14 protein-coding genes and 1 pseudogene are annotated in these 16,184 nt (G+C 67.9%); 5 read left to right on the top strand and 10 right to left on the bottom strand.

What is annotated here, in order from left to right; genetic code table 11:
• Nucleotides 1-53: 53 nt before the first annotated feature.
• Nucleotides 54-683, top strand: a complete 630-nt coding sequence (locus tag ACIBGM_RS06125) for a TraR/DksA family transcriptional regulator (protein ID WP_396384651.1) — start codon at nt 54-56, stop codon at nt 681-683.
• Nucleotides 680-1,456, top strand: coding sequence for a rod shape-determining protein (locus ACIBGM_RS06120; RefSeq protein WP_396384650.1), 777 nt, complete (start codon nt 680-682; stop codon nt 1,454-1,456). The genes ACIBGM_RS06125 and ACIBGM_RS06120 overlap by 4 nt, the downstream gene beginning before the upstream one ends.
• Here ACIBGM_RS06120 and ACIBGM_RS06115 read toward each other — a convergent pair.
• The 4 genes from ACIBGM_RS06115 to aceE form a co-directional block, all read right to left on the bottom strand.
• On the bottom strand, nt 1,339-2,043 hold the full coding sequence (locus ACIBGM_RS06115) for a V-type ATP synthase subunit D (RefSeq protein WP_360538073.1): 705 nt from the start codon (nt 2,041-2,043) through the stop codon (nt 1,339-1,341). The two genes, ACIBGM_RS06120 and ACIBGM_RS06115, sit on opposite strands and share 118 nt — an antisense overlap.
• Before the next feature lie 188 nt (nt 2,044-2,231).
• A complete protein-coding gene (locus ACIBGM_RS06110; RefSeq protein ID WP_360538071.1) occupies nt 2,232-3,026 on the bottom strand; it encodes an NAD-dependent epimerase/dehydratase family protein in 795 nt (264 codons plus the stop codon).
• A gap of 34 nt (nt 3,027-3,060) precedes the next feature.
• Nucleotides 3,061-4,005 (bottom strand): NAD-dependent epimerase/dehydratase family protein, encoded by a 945-nt coding sequence (locus ACIBGM_RS06105; protein ID WP_396384649.1) that lies wholly within the window; start codon nt 4,003-4,005, stop codon nt 3,061-3,063.
• A gap of 28 nt (nt 4,006-4,033) precedes the next feature.
• Nucleotides 4,034-6,781, bottom strand: coding sequence for a pyruvate dehydrogenase (acetyl-transferring), homodimeric type (aceE, locus tag ACIBGM_RS06100; RefSeq protein WP_396384648.1), 2,748 nt, complete (start codon nt 6,779-6,781; stop codon nt 4,034-4,036).
• A gap of 204 nt (nt 6,782-6,985) precedes the next feature.
• Between aceE and ACIBGM_RS06095 the strand changes: the two genes are divergently transcribed.
• Complete coding sequence (locus tag ACIBGM_RS06095) at nt 6,986-8,224, top strand: helix-turn-helix domain-containing protein (protein ID WP_360538037.1); 1,239 nt, start codon at nt 6,986-6,988, stop codon at nt 8,222-8,224.
• Nucleotides 8,225-8,354: 130 nt separating this feature from the next.
• Entirely contained in the window at nt 8,355-9,485 is a 1,131-nt protein-coding gene (gene tal, locus ACIBGM_RS06090) for a transaldolase (RefSeq protein ID WP_396384647.1), read from the top strand.
• 2 nt (nt 9,486-9,487) lie between these two features.
• On the opposite strand, the gene ACIBGM_RS06085 is transcribed toward tal, so the two are convergent.
• Nucleotides 9,488-10,468: a universal stress protein gene (locus ACIBGM_RS06085; RefSeq protein ID WP_360538033.1), complete on the bottom strand. Its 981-nt coding sequence runs from the start codon at nt 10,466-10,468 to the stop codon at nt 9,488-9,490.
• 224 nt (nt 10,469-10,692) lie between these two features.
• On the opposite strand from ACIBGM_RS06085, the gene ACIBGM_RS06080 reads away from it, so the two are divergent.
• The gene (locus ACIBGM_RS06080) at nt 10,693-11,502 is read left to right on the top strand and encodes a hypothetical protein (protein ID WP_396384646.1); all 810 of its coding nucleotides are present in this window, start codon (nt 10,693-10,695) and stop codon (nt 11,500-11,502) included.
• A 46-nt stretch (nt 11,503-11,548) separates the two neighbouring features.
• Here ACIBGM_RS06080 and ACIBGM_RS06075 read toward each other — a convergent pair whose 3' ends face one another.
• The 5 genes and pseudogenes from ACIBGM_RS06075 to ACIBGM_RS06055 form a co-directional block, all read right to left on the bottom strand.
• A complete protein-coding gene (locus ACIBGM_RS06075; RefSeq protein WP_396384645.1) occupies nt 11,549-12,406 on the bottom strand; it encodes a universal stress protein in 858 nt (285 codons plus the stop codon).
• 416 nt (nt 12,407-12,822) lie between these two features.
• A pseudogene (locus ACIBGM_RS06070) lies at nt 12,823-12,963 on the bottom strand (ANTAR domain-containing protein); the annotation flags it as partial.
• Nucleotides 12,964-13,860: 897 nt separating this feature from the next.
• A complete protein-coding gene (locus tag ACIBGM_RS06065) occupies nt 13,861-14,391 on the bottom strand; it encodes a hypothetical protein (protein WP_396384644.1) in 531 nt (176 codons plus the stop codon).
• Nucleotides 14,392-14,617: 226 nt separating this feature from the next.
• Nucleotides 14,618-15,784, bottom strand: coding sequence for a hypothetical protein (locus ACIBGM_RS06060; RefSeq protein ID WP_396384643.1), 1,167 nt, complete (start codon nt 15,782-15,784; stop codon nt 14,618-14,620).
• On the bottom strand, nt 15,781-16,149 hold the full coding sequence (locus ACIBGM_RS06055; protein WP_360538021.1) for a hypothetical protein: 369 nt from the start codon (nt 16,147-16,149) through the stop codon (nt 15,781-15,783). The genes ACIBGM_RS06060 and ACIBGM_RS06055 overlap by 4 nt, the downstream gene beginning before the upstream one ends.
• Nucleotides 16,150-16,184: the final 35 nt, after the last annotated feature.

Here is a 16,184-nt window from a genome sequence, read left to right as displayed (position 1 = left end):
CTGTGACGGCGCACCGGTCGAATGCGGCTGGGTAGGAGGGCTGGGTCTCGCCGATGCGCCGTCCGGCAAGGTTCGAGGCCGAGGTGACACGGCGCGCCCGGCACAAATGGGTGTCAGGCCCGATGGTCTGCGGCGAGGGCTTGGGCCATGGTGGTGGTACGACGCAGTCACCAACCCGACCAGCGTCCACTCAGCCGGCGTGTGCGATGCCTCCTTGGCGCACGCCGGCTGTCATCATCCCGGGGCAGTTCGAAAGGACTTCGATCCAGATGACCACGGGCAGGACCCAGCACCTCACCGGGCACGCCGCACGGATCCGGCGCGCTTCACACTTGGCGGCGGTCGGCAACCAATTGCTCGGCGACGCCGACCTTCGCAAGCTCCGTGCGACCCTGCAAGAGCACCGGCGGTTCCGGCTGCAGCAGCTGGGCGAGATCGCCGGAGGAAGCAGCCTGGGCGCCTCCGGGGCAGGCTCCACGCCGCACATCGAGGTCAGTCGCAAACTCGCAGTGGCAGCACGTGCGGCGCTTGAGGAAATCGAGGTAGCGCTGGCCAAAATGGACGCAGGGCGGTACGGCAGGTGCAGTCGATGCGGTCGTGCCATCAGCCTCCAACTCCTGTGGAGCTACCCGCAGGCTCCTTACTGCACTCCCTGCCACCGGGTCATGAGAGGAACGCAATGACCGCGCTCTCGCAGCTCGGAGCAGGGCGACGCAGTCGCGGCTCGTCCAGCCGCCGATGCCTCGCACTCGATCTCGGTAGTGCGCAGACCCATGCCTGGATGCCCGACCGCGGCCTGGTCCTGGACACGCCCACCATCACGCCCGCCGAACTCGGCTACCCCGTTCGTCGAGGCAGCATCGTCGATACCGTCGGCGCGAGCCGCATTCTCGCTCGCCTGATCAACAGCCGCGGGGCTCCCGGTGACCGCCCGGCGCTCGTCGTCATGACCATGCCAGTCCTGGCGACCGTCGCCGACCGACTTGCCGCGCTCACGGCGATCGACGTACTCCAGCCGGGCGCCGTACTGACCATCGAGAGTGTCAAGGCCGCTGCTTTCGGAGCCGGCGCCGACCTCGTCGAACCTCTCCTCGTCGTCGATCTCGGAGCCGACCTGACCGAGGTGGCAGTCCTGAGCAACGGCTCGCTGATCGAAGCACGTCGCGATCCACTCGGCATCAGCGACTTTGGCAGGGGCAGTACGGGCGACGACCTCGCCACGTCCGTCGGCGACATGGTGACCGATCTTCTGCGCCGGGATTGCGGCCCCCAGGTGGTCGACGCACTTGACCGAGGTCCACTCCTCACCGGCGGCGGCGCTCTGCGCCCGGCCGTCACCTACCGAATCGCCAAACGACTGTCCGCTCCGATCCGAACAGCTCCGGCGCCGCACACCGCCGCCGTACGCGGCGCCTGCGCGGCCAGGCTCGCCGTGGACCGCCACCCGGCCTCGTAGGGCCCACTACCTGTATCAGAGATCGCCACATCCACGTCACCGGGACGTCGTTCGCTAGGAGGAGAGTCCGTGAGGGTGATGTCCAAGGCATTGACCTGTTTGGTGGTCCGGGCGAGCTCGGTGGCCAGCCGGCGTACGCTCAGCTCGACCGCGCACAGGTCGAGCTGCCATTCGAGCTGCTCCTCGTAGACCGCCGCCACTGCGTCCAGCTGGGCGGAGACCAGGGCAGGAGCCCAGCCGCGGGTCGCGGGATTGCGGCGGACGGGATCGTGGCGCAGCTCGAACACTTGGACCCCTGCCACGGCCCGGGACTGCAGGTCCGCGCCGATCCCGGTCGCCGCGACCAGAGCACCCGATCCGAGAGCCTCCGGGCCGCAGATCGCGGTCGCCTGATCGACACGCTGCCGGGCCTGGACCGCGAGACTCCGCAGCTGCTCCAGACCGTCCAGGAGCTCGGTGCGGTGCTGCCGGAACTCCCGCACCAGCGCTGTTCGCTTGTCCTTCAGCAGATCGCGGCCCTGAGCAACGAAGACCGCCCGCCGCCGGCGGTCGAGCAACTCACTTCGGGTGGCGATGAGGGACTCCATGACACTCCCGGATGCTTGAACGGGCACCTCTGACCTTGCCGCCAAACCGCCTCGCCGGGTAGTGACACCTTCGGCGAAGGTCGGAACGCCTTGCTTGCCGGGAACCGGCAAGAGGTGCGAGGTGGTGTTGCTCGAAGCAACAGTCGGCTGTGGACGCTGCTGAATCGGCTCGGGCGGCGCCGCTCGCCTCAGCGTTGGGTCGCGCGGGCCAGTTCCGTGGCGAATCCCTGTCGCCACGTCACATGCTGGGGGCGCCAGTCGAGGGTGTATCGGGCGGGCATGTTGTACGCGCCGCGCAGCTGGGTCATCCAAGCGACTCCCCAGCCGCCGGCGGCCAGTCGGGCCAGGGCCACGGGAACCTGTCTTGGGGCGGGCGCATCCAGCAGCTCGGCCAGAAAGGGCAGCCACTCGCGCACCGGGGCCGGCTCGTCGTCGACGATGTTCAGCGCGCCGGTGGCGGAACTGTCGAGCGCCGCGGCGACGGCCGCGGCCGCGTCGTCGACGTGGAGGAAGGAGAAGGTCCCGAAACCGGACCCGACGATGGGTAGCTTTCCTGCCTGGACCTGGCGTACCAACGACCCGTCGGGTGCGAACATCGTGCCCGGGCCGTAGAGCTGGCCCAGTCGCAACACAAGGCCGCCGGCTCGCTTGGTGCGCTCCTCGAGCTCTCGCAAAGCGCCGAGCACGGGCGCGAACTGACTTGGCGGGTTTCGCCACCACGGCGAAGCCTCCGTGGCAGGCACCCACCTGTGCGGGTCGTAGACGCAGGCCAGGCCCTGGGTGACGACGCGGTTGGCTCCTACGCGCGCCAGCATCCCGGAGTCCAGCGCATCGGCTCGAGCGACGTCGGCGCCGAGATCTTGGACCGCGATCGCGGTACTGGCCGAGCGGGCGAGGCCGACGACTTCGTGGCCCTTGAGGCTGAGCAGTGGCAGCAACCGTCGACCGATGACTCCAGTCGCTCCGGCGACGAAGACGCGCATGGTTCCTCCTGGATGGGTTTCGTCGTGGCTGCGCCTACGGACCGCCGGCATGAGCCAGTTCGGCGACGAACCCTTGCCACCACGAGCGGTACGTCGGGTTCCAGTCGAGGACGCGTTTGACGTTGGTGTTGTCGGCACCGCGCAGCTGTGTCATGAGGGCGATGCCCCAACTGCCGATGGCCAAGCGGGCCATCGGCAGCGGAAGATGCAGAGGCGGAGGCGCACCGACCAGTTCGGCCAGCACCGGAAGCCACTCGCGGATCTGCGCGGGCTGGTCGTCCACCACGTTCAGTGCACCGTCGACGGTGGTTTCGAGTGCGGCGATGATCGCGCTCGCGGCGTCATCGGTGTGGGTGAAGGAGAAGGTTCCGGTGCCCTGCCCGACGATCGGCACAGTGCGGTTCTGAACCTGGTCGACGAACGACCCACCGGGCGCGTAGATCGTGCCGGGGCCGTACAGGTGACCGAAGCGCAGGACGAGTCCGCCTGCTTCCGCCGTCAGGGCCTCCAGGCGCCGGAGGGCTTCGAGCACGGGACCGAATTCTCTCGGCGGGCGATGCCAGAAGGGCACGTCCTCAGTGGCCGGGCCGGCTCCGTTGGGTTCGTAGACCACGGCGGAGCCCTGGGTGATCACCCGCTTGGCGCCGGCTTGGGCCGCCGCATCCACGAGGTTGATGGTGCCCTGAGTGCGCAATCGGTTGGTCTGGGCGAATTCACGGGCCAGCCGCCTCGGGTTGATCCGCGCCGGGATGGCTGTGAGCAGGTGTACTACGGCGTCGGGCGCGGCCACCCGCACGGCGCGGCGCATGGCGGCGTGGTCCAAAGCGTCGGCTTGTACGACGTCGGCGCCCAGGCGCTCGAGGGCGACGGTGGCGGCCTGCGACCGTGCCAAACCGATGACCTCGTGGCCGGTCGAGAGGAGCTGAGGCACCAGACGGCGACCGATGACGCCAGTTGCTCCGGCGACGAACACACGCATGATTCCTCCTGGAGTCCCGGGCCGGCGATCAAGGCGCCGGGTCGGGACGGTTGTTCAGTTGATATGCCTGCTGCGCCGCACGCGGCACAGAGGAGTCCAGCCCGCCGCTGTCGGCGAGCTGCTGCAGCACCCGAACAGCGATGGCCGGCGCGTCGACACCGAGATGTCGACGGAGAGCGGCGCGGGTGTCGGACCGGCCGAATCCGTCGGTTCCCAGCGAGGTCCAGGCACCGGGGACGAACGGTGCGATCTGATCGGGGACAGCGCGCATCCAGTCCGACACGGCGACCACTGGACCGGGCGCGCCGCTCAGCCGGTTGGTGACGTAGGGGATTCGGGCCGGGGCGCCGGGGTGCGCGAGGTTCCACGCTTCGACGTCGAGTGCGTCGCGGCGTAGCTGGGTCCACGAGGTCACCGACCACACGTCCGCCTGGGTCCCCCAATCCGCCGCGAGCAGGCGTTGCGCCTCCAGGGCCCAGGGCAACGCGATGCCGGAGGCAAGGATCTGTGCTTTCGGTCCATCGACGTCCGGGGCGGCGGAGTAGCGGTGCATCCCGGCGAGGATTCCGTCGACGTCGACGTCGACGTCGACGTCGACGTCGGCGGGCTCGGCCGGCTGTGTGATCGGCTCGTTGTAGAGCGTGAGGTAGTAGAAGACGTTCTGGTCCTCGCCGGGGTGCGGTTCGCCGTACATGCGCCGGAGGGCGTCGGCGGTGATGTGCGCGAGCTCGAAGGCGTAGGCGGCGTCGTACGCGATGCACGCGGGATTGGTTGATGCCAGTAGCAACGAATGACCGTCCTGGTGCTGCAGGCCTTCCCCGTTCAGGGTGGTGCGGCCGGCCGTGGCCCCGAGCAGGAATCCCCTGGTCAGCTGATCCCCGGCCGCCCACAGTTGGTCCCCGGTGCGCTGGAACCCGAACATCGAGTAGAAGATGTACAGCGGGATCATCGGTTCGCCGTGCGTGGCGTACGACGTGCCAGCGGCGGTCCAGGACGCGGCGGAGCCGGCCTCGGTGATGCCCTCGTGCAGGAGCACACCCCGCGGGTCCTCCTGGTAGCTGAGCATCTGCTCGCGGTCCACCGACAGGTAGCGTTGTCCGTGGGGGGAGTAGATCTTCTTGGACGGGAACAGCGAATCCAGACCGAAGGTGCGTGCCTCGTCGGGGATGATCGGCACGAAGCGGTGACCGATCCGCGGGTCCTTCATGAGGTCCTTGAGCAGCCGGACGAACGCCATCGTGGTGGCGACCTGTTGCCGGCCCGAGCCGCGCCGGGCGATCTCGTACGCCGCCTCGCCCGGCAGCTGGAGTGGTGCGCTGGTGACTCTCCGGGCGGGCAGGTAGCCGCCGAGTGATCGACGGCGCTCGTGCAGGTACTCCAGTTCCGGAGAGTCCGGCGGGGGAAGGTAGTACGGAGGCTTGACGGCGTCGAGCGCGGCGTCGGGGAGGTCCAGGAAGAGCCGGTCTCGGAAGCTCCGGAGATCGTCGACGGTCAGCTTCTTCATCTGGTGGGTCGAGTTGCGGCCCTCGAAGTGTGAGCCGAGCGTCCAGCCCTTGATGGTTTTGGCCAGGATGACCGTCGGCTGGCCCGTGTGCTCGGTCGCGGCCCGGTAGGCGGCGTAGAGCTTGCGGTAGTCGTGTCCGCCCCGTTTGAGGTTCCAGATCTCGCTGTCGGACAGGTGCTCCACCATGGCCGCGGTACGGGGATCGCGACCGAAGAAGTGTTCGCGCACGAACGCGCCGGACTCGGCCTTGTAGGTCTGGAAGTCGCCGTCGGGAGTGGTGTTCATCAGGTTGAGCAACGCGCCGTCGGTGTCGGCGGCCAGCAGCGGGTCCCACTCGCGGCCCCAGATCACCTTGATGACGTTCCAGCCGGCGCCGCGGAAGTACGACTCCAGTTCCTGAATGATCTTGCCGTTGCCGCGGACCGGACCGTCGAGGCGCTGCAAGTTGCAGTTGACAACGAAGACAAGGTTGTCGAGCTCTTCGCGCGCTGCTACGCCGATCGCACCGAGGGACTCGGGCTCGTCCATCTCGCCATCGCCGAGGAACGTCCACACCCGTTGCCGGCTGGTGTCCTTGAGGCCACGATTGTGCAGGTAGCGGTTGAAGCGCGCCTGGTAGATCGCGTTGATCGGCCCGAGGCCCATCGAGACCGTCGGAAACTCCCAGAAGTCCGGCATCAGCCGTGGGTGCGGGTACGGCGGCAGTCCGCCGCTAAGCCCGGCGTGTGACAGCTCCTGCCGGAACCCGTCCAGTTGGCTCTCGGTGAGTCGGCCCTCCAGGAACGCGCGCGCGTAGATGCCGGGGGAGGCGTGACCCTGGAAATAGACCTGATCGCCGCCGCCAGGGGCGTCGCGGCCGCGGAAGAAGTGGTTGAACCCGACCTCGAACAGAGCTGCCGCGGAAGCATAGGTGGAGATGTGTCCGCCGACGCCGACGCCGGGCCGCTGGGCCCGGTGCACCATGACCGCAGCGTTCCAGCGGTTGTAGGCACGGATCCGCCGCTCGACATGCTCGTCTCCGGGGAACTCCGGTTCTGCATCGGGAGCGATGGTGTTGAGATAGTCGGTGTTGCGCAGGTTCGCGACGCCGACGTGCCGGTCGCGGGCCCGCTGCAGGATGCTGAGCAGCAGGTACCGCGCCCTGTTCTGCCCGGCATGGTCGACCACCTGGTCGATCGACTCGAGCCACTCGCGGGTCTCCGAGGGATCCAGGTCGAGCAGTTGGCTGTGCAGCCCGAGGCTCTCCGGCAGGCCTTGCGGCGTCGGTGTCATGCTCGCTCCTTCGGATTCGAGAGCCCGTCAGGTGTCCGCTTCAGCCCTGGATGCCCCAACAGCTCCCACTGTGCCGTTCCGGCGGCAAGTCCAGTACGGCGGCCATCGGCGAACCTGTGGCAAGGCTCATGGCCGACGCCCGGCAATGATGCTCTACTGGGAATTGGCCCACCAGCGGCGTCGATCCAGCGTTAGGGGGAGTGGATGAGCGGGTCCGGGGAGCTTCAGTGGCCGGGATCCGGCGCCGCGAACAGCGCGGACGAGGCGTGGCTGACGGCGATCGCGCAAGCGGCTGCGGGAGACTCCCAGGCGCCGCTGGAGTTGCTGGTCGAGTATCTCACTCTCCTGGCAGACGCCGCGATCTCCGGGAGACGACCCCGTGAACACGAACTGGCGATCGTGCGTGAACTCGGCCGTCGCGCTGCCGAACAGGGCATCCCTGCCGGCCGAGTTGTCGACCTCTACCTGTCCGCGGCCTGGCGGATGTGGCGGGATCTGCCCGACGTCGTGCCGTATCGCGACCGCGACACCGTGCGTGCCTCGGCGCAGGCCGTACTTCGCGCTGTCGGTGAGGCGATCGCCGTACTCGTCGACAGCTACCAGGCCGCTACCCAGCAGCTGGTCCGGCAAGAGGAGGCGCTGCGCCGCGAACTGGTCGACGACCTGCTGCGCGGGGACCCCGATGTCGCCCGAATCGTGGAGCGCGCCGAGCCGTTCGGACTCGACCTCGGCCGGCCGCACCAGGTCGTCCTGGCCCGGCCGGCCGACGGTCTTCCGGAGGGCGATACCAGCGTGAGCATGCTGGAAGCCTTCATCCTCGACCGGTTCGGGGACCGTGAAGTGCTGGTGGCAACCAAGGAGGGACTGCTCGTCGTGCTGATTCCGGCGACCGTCCCCAGCACCGCTCCACGCACCATCACGCAGGGCGTGGGGACCGCGATCCACGACGCGTTGACCCGGCACCGCTCCGGCCGTGAATGGCGGGTCGCGACGGGGCGGCCCTACCCCGGCTCGTACGGTATCGCCCGCTCCTACGAAGAGGCGCGGGAAGCGCTGACTCTGACCGACCGGTTGAGCCTTGACACCTCGGTCGTCGACGCCAAGGACATGCTCGTGTACCGGGTTCTGGTCCGCGACCAGGCCGCCATCGTCGATCTCATCCAGACCGTGCTCACCCCGTTGACCGAGGCTCGCGGGGGTGCTGAGCCGTTGCTGCAGACCCTCGAGGCGTATTTCGCCACCGGCGAAGTCGCCACCGACGCAGCGCGTCGCCTGCATGTGTCGGTCCGCACCGTCACCTACCGGCTGGCCAAGGTCAAGGAGCTCACGGGCCACGACGCGGGCGATCCCGATCAGCGATTCACTTTGCACATCGCTGTTCTGGGCGCGCGACTTCTCGACTGGCCCGCGCGCGATTTCCCCCGCATCGCGGACGCCTACTGACCGTGCAGCGGTTGAGGGCCGGGTCGTTGCCGGGCCCCGGCGATCAGGACGGCGCCAGTTCGCCGGTCGACGCCGTACCTCTCGAGGAGCAGTGGCAGCACAGTCGTAGCTGCACGAAATGGGAGGTGCCGTGGATCGAACTGCCGTCGCCCGAGCGACCAAGCTGCAAAGCCTCTACGCCGACTATGGCCAGAGCCCCTGGCTGGACAACCTCACCCGCGCACAGCTTCACGACGGCAGTCTGGCGCGGATGGTCGGCAACGGGATCCGAGGTGTCACCGCGAACCCGACGATCTTCGCCAGGAGTATCACCGGCTCGAGCGAGTACGACGAGCAGTTCGCCGAGCTGATCGCGGCCGGCAGTTCGGTGGCCGAGGCGTACTGGGAACTCGTCGTCGAAGACGTCAGGCAGGCCCTCGCCGTCCTGCGGCCGTTGTTCGACGCGAGCAACTCCGCTGACGGGTTCGTGTCCGTGGAGGTGTCTCCTGCGCTGGCTCACGACGCTCCGGCGACGGTCGCCGCAGCCCGGTGGCTCAGTCGGCGGATCAACCAGCCCAACCTGCTCGTCAAGATCCCGGCGACCAGCGCCGGTGTCGCCGCCGTCGAAACCCTGACCGCCGAGGGCAGCAGCATCAACGTGACACTGTTGTTCTCCCTGTCCCGCTACGCCCAGATCATCGAGGCCTACCAGTCCGGGCTGGAGAGGTTCGTCCTGAACGGCGGCGACCCGAGCACCGTCAACAGCGTCGCGTCGTTCTTCGTCAGCAGGGTCGATACCGAGGTTGACCGGCGCCTCGAGGCGATCGGAACCGACGAGGCGCTGGCGCTGCGCGGCGAAGCTGCGGTGGCCCAGGCCAAGCTGGCCTACAAACTGTTCACAGACCGGTTTTCCACCGATCGTTGGCAGCGGCTTGGGCGCCTGGGCGCAGACGTCCAGCGACCACTGTGGGCCTCGACGTCCAGTAAGAGCCCGAGGACGCGCGACACCCGGTATGTTGAGGAGCTCATCGGCGCCGACAGCGTCACCACTTTGCCGGAGCCCACTGTCGCCGCCTTCGAGGATCACGGCGTACTGGCACGGACGGTCGACACCGAGCTTCCGCGGGCCTCGGAGGTGATGTCGCGATTGGTGGCCTTGGGCATCGACCTGGACGACGTTGGCCGCGCCCTGGAGGTGAACGGCATTGCGGCCTTCGACGCGGCGTACGACGACGTGCTGACCGACCTGTCCGGCGCTGCCAGGCAGGCCTCACGACACTGACGTCATGACAGCTCCTCCAGTTCGGGGAGGGGACGCGGTCCGGTCAGCTGTCGAGTGGCCCGATGGGTGGTCCCATTGGCTGCAGTGCGGCGGACGTGAACGACCGCCACCGGACTGTGGGCGTGCTGGAGGACCGCGTGGCTGACCGATCCGAGCAGCATGCCGGCGAACCCTCCCCCGCCGTGCGAACCGACGACGACGAGTTCGGCGCCGAGCGACTCGTCGATCAGCACCTGCGCCGGGTGGCCGGGCACGATCCTCGCCTGCAGGTCGATGCCAGGGACCCGTAGCTGATCAAGCGATTCGTCGAACCGTTGCTGTTCGACCTGCTCGCCGATGAGGCTGGGCGTGCTGCGCGAGCGGTGTCTGCGTGGCGGCGTGGTCACGTGGACGGCGGTGACTCCGACATGGCGGCGGGCCGCCTCCTTGAACGCGAACCGGAGCGCGGCGGTCGAGAGCTCCGATCCGTCGACGCCGACCACGATCCGGCCGGTCGGGTAGGCAGGAAACGCCGTACCGTCTCGCTGCGGGCGGACGACGATGACCGGGCAGGGTGCGTGCGCGGCTAGGGTAGCGCTCACCGATCCGACCAGCAGGCCGCGGAAGCCGCCAAGGCCCCGGCTGCCCACGACGACCAGCTCAGCGTCCTCTGCCTGGCTCAGCAACGTCGGCGCGGCGCCGGCGACGAACAGCTCGGCCTTGACCATGAGGCCAGGAGCCAGATGGCGCGCGTGGTTCTCCGCCTCGTCGAGAATCCACCGGGCCGCCTCCACGACGCCGTCGCCGACGGTCGTCGCGCCCGTGATGTCGATGGGATCGCCGAGGGCCGGCCAGGTGACGGCATGAACGATGTGCAGTGGGCAGTGCCGGTAGGACGCTTCCGCGGTGGCCCAGGCCAGTGCTCCCTGAGCGGACACCGAGCCGTCGACACCGACCAGGACCGGTCGTCGACCACGAAACCTCGCCGCACTTGATGTCCTCATACCGCCGCTCACCTTCAGCTCTGGACGCCTGCGGTGCCGACTGTGCCGATGAAGTGGGCGAAAAGGTATGTCGACGACCGGCGAACCTGTGACCCGCCTCATGGCCGACGCCCGGCAAGAGCGCCCGACCGGCACCCGCCGTTGCCGGGGACCGGAAAACAGCCCCGGAGACGTTCGCCGATTGAGGTCCTACTGGTCGGCACCGCATCGAGGCAGGGTGGCAGGTGAAGAAGGAAAGCGAAGAGTACTGCGGGAGGTGTGTCGTGCAAGGCGCGCAGAGCGTCTACCGCGTCGTCTGGCTGCTCGTGTGTGGGCTGCTCGGCGTGATCGGCGGGATGGCCGCATCGACCTTGTCCTTGGGGACGATCATCACGGTGTTCGTGATGGCAGCCATCACCGGCGGGGTCGTCTCGTGGCTCGTGCTGATCCCTGAGGGCGACAACCCCAGGCTCCCGCCGGGCGGACGCCGAGTAGTGGCGACCAGCACGGTCCTCAGCGGGGCAGGCTGCCTGGCTTTGGTCGGTGTGGGGATGCTCCTGGGCGCAGCGATGGCGGTGCTGTTGCTGGTGTTCGTGATCGGTGGATCGCCGCACGTCGTCCGGATCGGCCTGCGCCGGTTCGGGCGGCACGGCCACGTGTTCACGTCGCCGCGGGCGGCCGGCCCGCGAGGGTACGACGGGACCTACCCGGATTCTGTGCCAGAGCCCAGCGCTCCCACCGAGCCCGATCCCGAGCAGGTAGCTGCCGCCCGTCCTGCGCCGGCTGACCTGAGCGACGAGGAGTTGTCTCTGGCATGGCGCGCCAGTTTTCCCGCCCTGCAGAGAGCAACGTCACCGGCGCAGCGCCTGCGGATCGTCGCGGAACGCCAGGAGTACCTCGACGAGCTCGAGCGCCGAAGCCCTCGCGGTCTGGCTGCCTGGCTGGCATCAGGTGCCAGGGCGGCAGGAGACCCCAGGCCATATCTTCAAGGGGAAAGCGGAGCAGGCCGTTCTCCGATCGATTGGGACGGCTTGATCCACGGTTCCGGAAAGTGAGTCCAGATCAGGCAGCCGAACAGCCGGTACGGCGACCCGCCGGCATTCAGCGCGCGATCACGACCGGGACCACCGCGTGGCGAAGAAGACCTTGGCCCACTGATCCCAGGAACGCCCCGGCCACGACGGATCGTCCGCGTCTCCCCACGACGACAACCTCGTCGCCTACCGACGCCGCTGCGAGCTCGGCGACGACGTGCCCCTCGATCGATCGGGTTTCCACGATCACGTCGGGGAACCGGATCTGCCATCGGGCGACAGTGTTGGCCAGCAACTCCTCTGAGTCGCGGCGAACCCGTTCGATGTCTGCTGCTGAATGGCCGCTGAACTGCTTCGGAAGATTCCATACCTGTACGGCGACGAGGTGGGCACGGCGCTGTTCGGCGCGAGCGAAGGCGAACTCCAGGGCCGACTCGCTTCCGGTGGAATCGTCGACGCCGACCACCACGGCGCCTGATCGATTCCGGACATCGGCACCTGGAGGGACGACCACGACAGGGCAGGCGGTTCGCGCAGTCACCTCGACGGCTGTGGAGCCCAGCACCAAGTTCGCGAAGCCACCATGTCCACGGCTGCCCAGGACCAGGAGCGCGCAGTGCCGCGACTCCTCGGTCAGCACCTTGACGGGTAGGCCGTTGACAATGTCGCTGGTCACCGCGACCGGTCTGCGATCGAGCCGCCGGGCAAGTGCGGCCAGGTCCGCGAGTCCGCGTGCCGCGGCATCGACATGCGGATCCGGACCGCCACTGCGGGTCAGTCCGACAGGCAGCGCAGGCACGATCCGCAGCACAGCGCCGCGGAGGCGGGCCTCTCCTGCTGCCCACTCCAAGGCACGACGGCTGTGCTCGGACCCGTCAACTCCCACGACGACGGAGGGCCGCGAGGCGTTCGTTACGTCTGCCATCAGCTCCTCCTCGAGTCCAAGGTACGGAAGGCGGCTCCGGCAGCGGCGGTAGATCGTCGTACGAGCGACGCCCGGCCGCGACTGGTTGGGTTGTGGGGCACGGGGTCCGTCTGCCGGGAATAGATCTACCTCTATTTACGCTACATACTATGTAGCGTAAATTCGATCATCCAGGAAGGTGAGCGTGATGTCGGTCGGAGCAGTTGACTTCGTCCTCTGGTTTCTGATGGGAGTGGCGGTGGTCGTCATGAGTGCGCAAGCTGTCATCCGGTCCCAGCGCGCCGAGCCGCGGTCTACGGACGACGATCGATCCGGCCGTGCGTGACCGTGGCCAGGCCGCACTGCGGGCACGCCTCTTTCAGCGGGAACAGACGCCGGCTTTTCGCTGCGTATGAACTCTTCGTGACCCGGCGGCATCAATGCGGCAGGTGGCGGGTGTCGACCAATTCCTGAGCGACGTCGCGCAGCTTGCGGTTGCGCTGCTGCGAGTAGCGCCACAGCATTTCGAAGGCCCGATCCTCGCTGAGGTCGTAACGCTCCATTGGTATGCCCATCGCCTACGGCCCGGCGGCCACCGGTTTGGGTGATCGTCCCGGGGCGGGAAGGGCGCGTTGCATGGCATGGAGGACGCCGGCGCGGCCGGCTGGCGTAGGTCGACGGAACTGGTGGCCGCGCCGGACTCGGGGTCAGCCGATCCAGGTCCGGCGACTCTTCCCGGACTCCTGGAGACAGCAGACAAGGTTCTGCGTGGCGGAGACGTTCGCGAGGCTCGGAATCATATCGAGGAAGAGCAGCTGACTCGGACCAACACGCCATCGGATCGATCCGCGGACGGGCGGGTTCTGACGGGTATGGGCTGGTCGATTCGGCGTGCGATCGAGTTGCTCGATGCGGCGATCGATCGTGCGGGTGAACAACTCGCCACGGCTGCTGCTTGATGGGTTTGCCGTTCTTGTCGGCCTCGATGACCTTGGTGGAAATGCTCCCCCGGGCCCCGATCGGCAGTGGTGGCCTCGACATGTCATGCCTCCAACCGGTGTGATGGTTGGCTGCTCAACGCTCTCGGGTCGGGCAGAACCGACAAGTCGGTAACGATGCGAAGCGTTGTGATGTGACACACAGTCACGATCAGGCGAGCGCCTCGGAGACCTGGGCCGAGGCGTGACTGTGGGCCGCCGTCGGCCGCTGACGAGGCAAAGAGGTGAGTAAAAGGTGACCTGCAGGCATGAAGAAACCCAGGCCTGCGCTGTGACCTGGGTGTTTTTGCGCCGCCAGGGACTCGAACCCCGAACCCGCTGAATTCCAGCTGAGGCTGATCATCGTTTGTCGCTGATGATCGAAAGCTCTTATAAATAAAGGATCCTTTGGCCGCGCTCCGAGGGCGTCATGTATCAAATCATACCCCGTGATGGCATTGAGGGGTGCGATTTGATACACGCGTCGGATCCTCCCCTTCACATCCGATCAGGATCTCGCTGCGGGATGCGGCGCCACGCCCTGCACCCCATTCTTCCGGACTCACGCCGGCCGGCTCGAACAGGTCGTTCGCCAGGGAGCCGGCGGCGCTCCTGCGCCGCGATGGGGTCGAGGTAAGTCGCGAGCCGGTCGGGTGCCACGAGCTTGTCGGCGCTCACCGCGCCACGGATCGCGCCGGCGACCAAAGACAGGTCGGTCCCGAGCTCGACCAGATCCGCGATCGTGCGCTCGACAGTCAGGGTAGGGAGGCCATCGACCGGGATCACTTCGTCACGGCTCAGTCGCCGGACGCGTAGACGCACGCCGGCGAGCCGAGTGCCGTTGCGCGCAGGCACCATGAAGTCAAAACCGTCGGAGACGAAGTCACCGACATCGTGAACGATCGCCGCCGTGACACCGGCCGCCACGACCGATGCGACACCGGCCGCGGTGCGGGGCGCGGTCGCTCCGCCAAGAGCCAGCCAGGTTGCGTAGATTGCCTCGTGATCCTGCGGTGGCGCTCCGGTCATGCGGTACTCGCCCTGTGCTACACGCTCGATCGCGCCGGCTGACGCCTCCGGGAGAGCTGCTTGCGCGAGACACCGGCGGTGCAGATCGAGTGATCCGAGATGCTGATGGTGGCCTCGCCGCCGTAGAGATGTACTGCAACGGGACCGGCGCTGGCGATCGGTTCAGCACACAATGGTCCGGCCTGGGCTCAGGTAGTTGGCCGGTCGGCGGAGGTGTGGGTCGGGCTTAGACGCCGGCTCGGTTGAGGCGTTCGATGAGGCTGGGTTTGCGTGCGTGGGTTTGCCGCAGAGTGATGGTGCGCTGGGTGAACGCGCCGGGGCGGTCCTCGCGTTCGGCGAGTGCCTGGAGGTCGGTGAGCAGAGTGACTGCTGCGTCGTACTCGGCGGGTTTCCGGGTGGCGATCAGGGCCTCGACGCGCGACCACGCAGCCTCTTCCTGGCGGGCCAGGTCGTCGAGTCGTCGTTCGCGGGCCAGGGCGCGTGCCTGCTCGCGCCGCGCCTCGTCTTCGGCGCGTTGAGCGGTGAGCTGACGCTCGCGGTCGGCTCGCCGGCGTGCGGCGCTGTCGAGCAGATCAGCAACGGTGCGGGGGGCTGGGGTGGGGATGGTCGGGGTGACCTGGTCCTGGAAGCGGCGCAGCATCTCCATCCGTACCCGCGTGGCCTCACCCTGGACGACCCGTCGCAGCAGCCGGTCCTTCTCGGCGATCGGCAGGCCGGCCACCCAGTCGGCGACATCTGCAGGATCGTCGGCGATCTGCTCGATTGGCGGGGAGGTTTGGGCTGCGATCGCGAGCAGGTCTTCATCGAGGCGGAGGAAGTCGGTCAATGCTCGCTGTGCCGCGGTGAGCGTGCCGAGCCCGGGCGGGACTGGTGGTTCGAGATCGTCGTCGGCGTCGAGTTCGAAGACCTCCTCGTCAGGTTCCCAGGCGCCGTAGGCGGCCAGCCACGCGAGGTAGAGTGGCCGCAGATCACCCGCGGCGAGTTCGGCACGAACGCCGACGATTGCTGACAGCAACGACTCGGCGTCGTAGTCGAAGTCGAACTCGCCGTTGTGGTCCTGGCTGGTGAAGTCGAGCACGACGAACTCGCCCGCGAGCCAGGCGCTCAACGCGTCGCCGGCGCAGTATCGCTCGACGACGTCCGGGCCGAGCAGATCACTGGGCAGGCGAACCAACACGCGGTGCGTGCCCCAGTTCGTCACATGCAGATGCGCGTCGTAGTAGCGCTCCATCAACAGGTTCGGGTCGCCCCGGAAATCGCCCCAGTGGTACTCGTTCACGAAACTGGTGGCCGTGATCCTTGCCCGGGTGGACAGCGACCGGACCGCTGCCTGCTCGTCATCGTCCAGTGGCCGGTCGATCGCCAGGAACTCGTAGTACTGGTACTCGCTCACTGCCCGTCCAGTTGGTGGTTGAAGGGTACTGCCCGGAAGCTGGAGTCGTCTCCCAGGTGGAAGAACAGATGCCCCTCGATCGACTCGTGGCCGACAAGCGCCGCCCAGCCGCGTCCGCTGACTTGGTCGCCCTCGTCGACCCCCTCCCAGGTGAAGTCGACAGTGGGCCGGCCGTCTCGCTCGGCCGGACGGCAGTCCAGCCAACCACGGACCGCGATGAACCCGAGCTGGCCGGTCCTGTCCCCGGCGAACTCGATGAAACCCGGTTCGGTCAGGTCGATGGCGTCGCGGTCCCATCCACTCATCTCCACGATCCGCCACCGGCCGATCAGCGGTGCCACGAATCTCCGAGCTCGGTTTGCCACGCGCGCCAGCATAACCGTCGCGCGGAGATGTACGG

This window comes from Kribbella sp. NPDC050470 (assembly GCF_044458365.1).
In the GTDB taxonomy this organism is placed as follows: Bacteria; Actinomycetota; Actinomycetes; order Propionibacteriales; family Kribbellaceae; genus Kribbella.
This window is presented reverse-complemented; position numbering and strand designations above follow the sequence as displayed.

Excerpts from the sequence above, each read along its gene's own strand:
- ACIBGM_RS06125 (WP_396384651.1), top strand. The coding sequence starts at position 54 with ATGCGCCGTCCGGCAAGGTTCGAGGCCGAGGTGACACGGCGCGCCCGG.
- ACIBGM_RS06120 (WP_396384650.1), top strand. The coding sequence starts at position 680 with ATGACCGCGCTCTCGCAGCTCGGAGCAGGGCGACGCAGTCGCGGCTCG.
- ACIBGM_RS06115 (WP_360538073.1), bottom strand. The coding sequence starts at position 2,043 with ATGGAGTCCCTCATCGCCACCCGAAGTGAGTTGCTCGACCGCCGGCGG.
- ACIBGM_RS06110 (WP_360538071.1), bottom strand. The coding sequence starts at position 3,026 with ATGCGCGTCTTCGTCGCCGGAGCGACTGGAGTCATCGGTCGACGGTTG.
- ACIBGM_RS06105 (WP_396384649.1), bottom strand. The coding sequence starts at position 4,005 with ATGCGTGTGTTCGTCGCCGGAGCAACTGGCGTCATCGGTCGCCGTCTG.
- aceE (WP_396384648.1), bottom strand. The coding sequence starts at position 6,781 with ATGACACCGACGCCGCAAGGCCTGCCGGAGAGCCTCGGGCTGCACAGC.
- ACIBGM_RS06095 (WP_360538037.1), top strand. The coding sequence starts at position 6,986 with ATGAGCGGGTCCGGGGAGCTTCAGTGGCCGGGATCCGGCGCCGCGAAC.
- ACIBGM_RS06085 (WP_360538033.1), bottom strand. The coding sequence starts at position 10,468 with ATGAGGACATCAAGTGCGGCGAGGTTTCGTGGTCGACGACCGGTCCTG.
- ACIBGM_RS06075 (WP_396384645.1), bottom strand. The coding sequence starts at position 12,406 with ATGGCAGACGTAACGAACGCCTCGCGGCCCTCCGTCGTCGTGGGAGTT.
- ACIBGM_RS06065 (WP_396384644.1), bottom strand. The coding sequence starts at position 14,391 with ATGACCGGAGCGCCACCGCAGGATCACGAGGCAATCTACGCAACCTGG.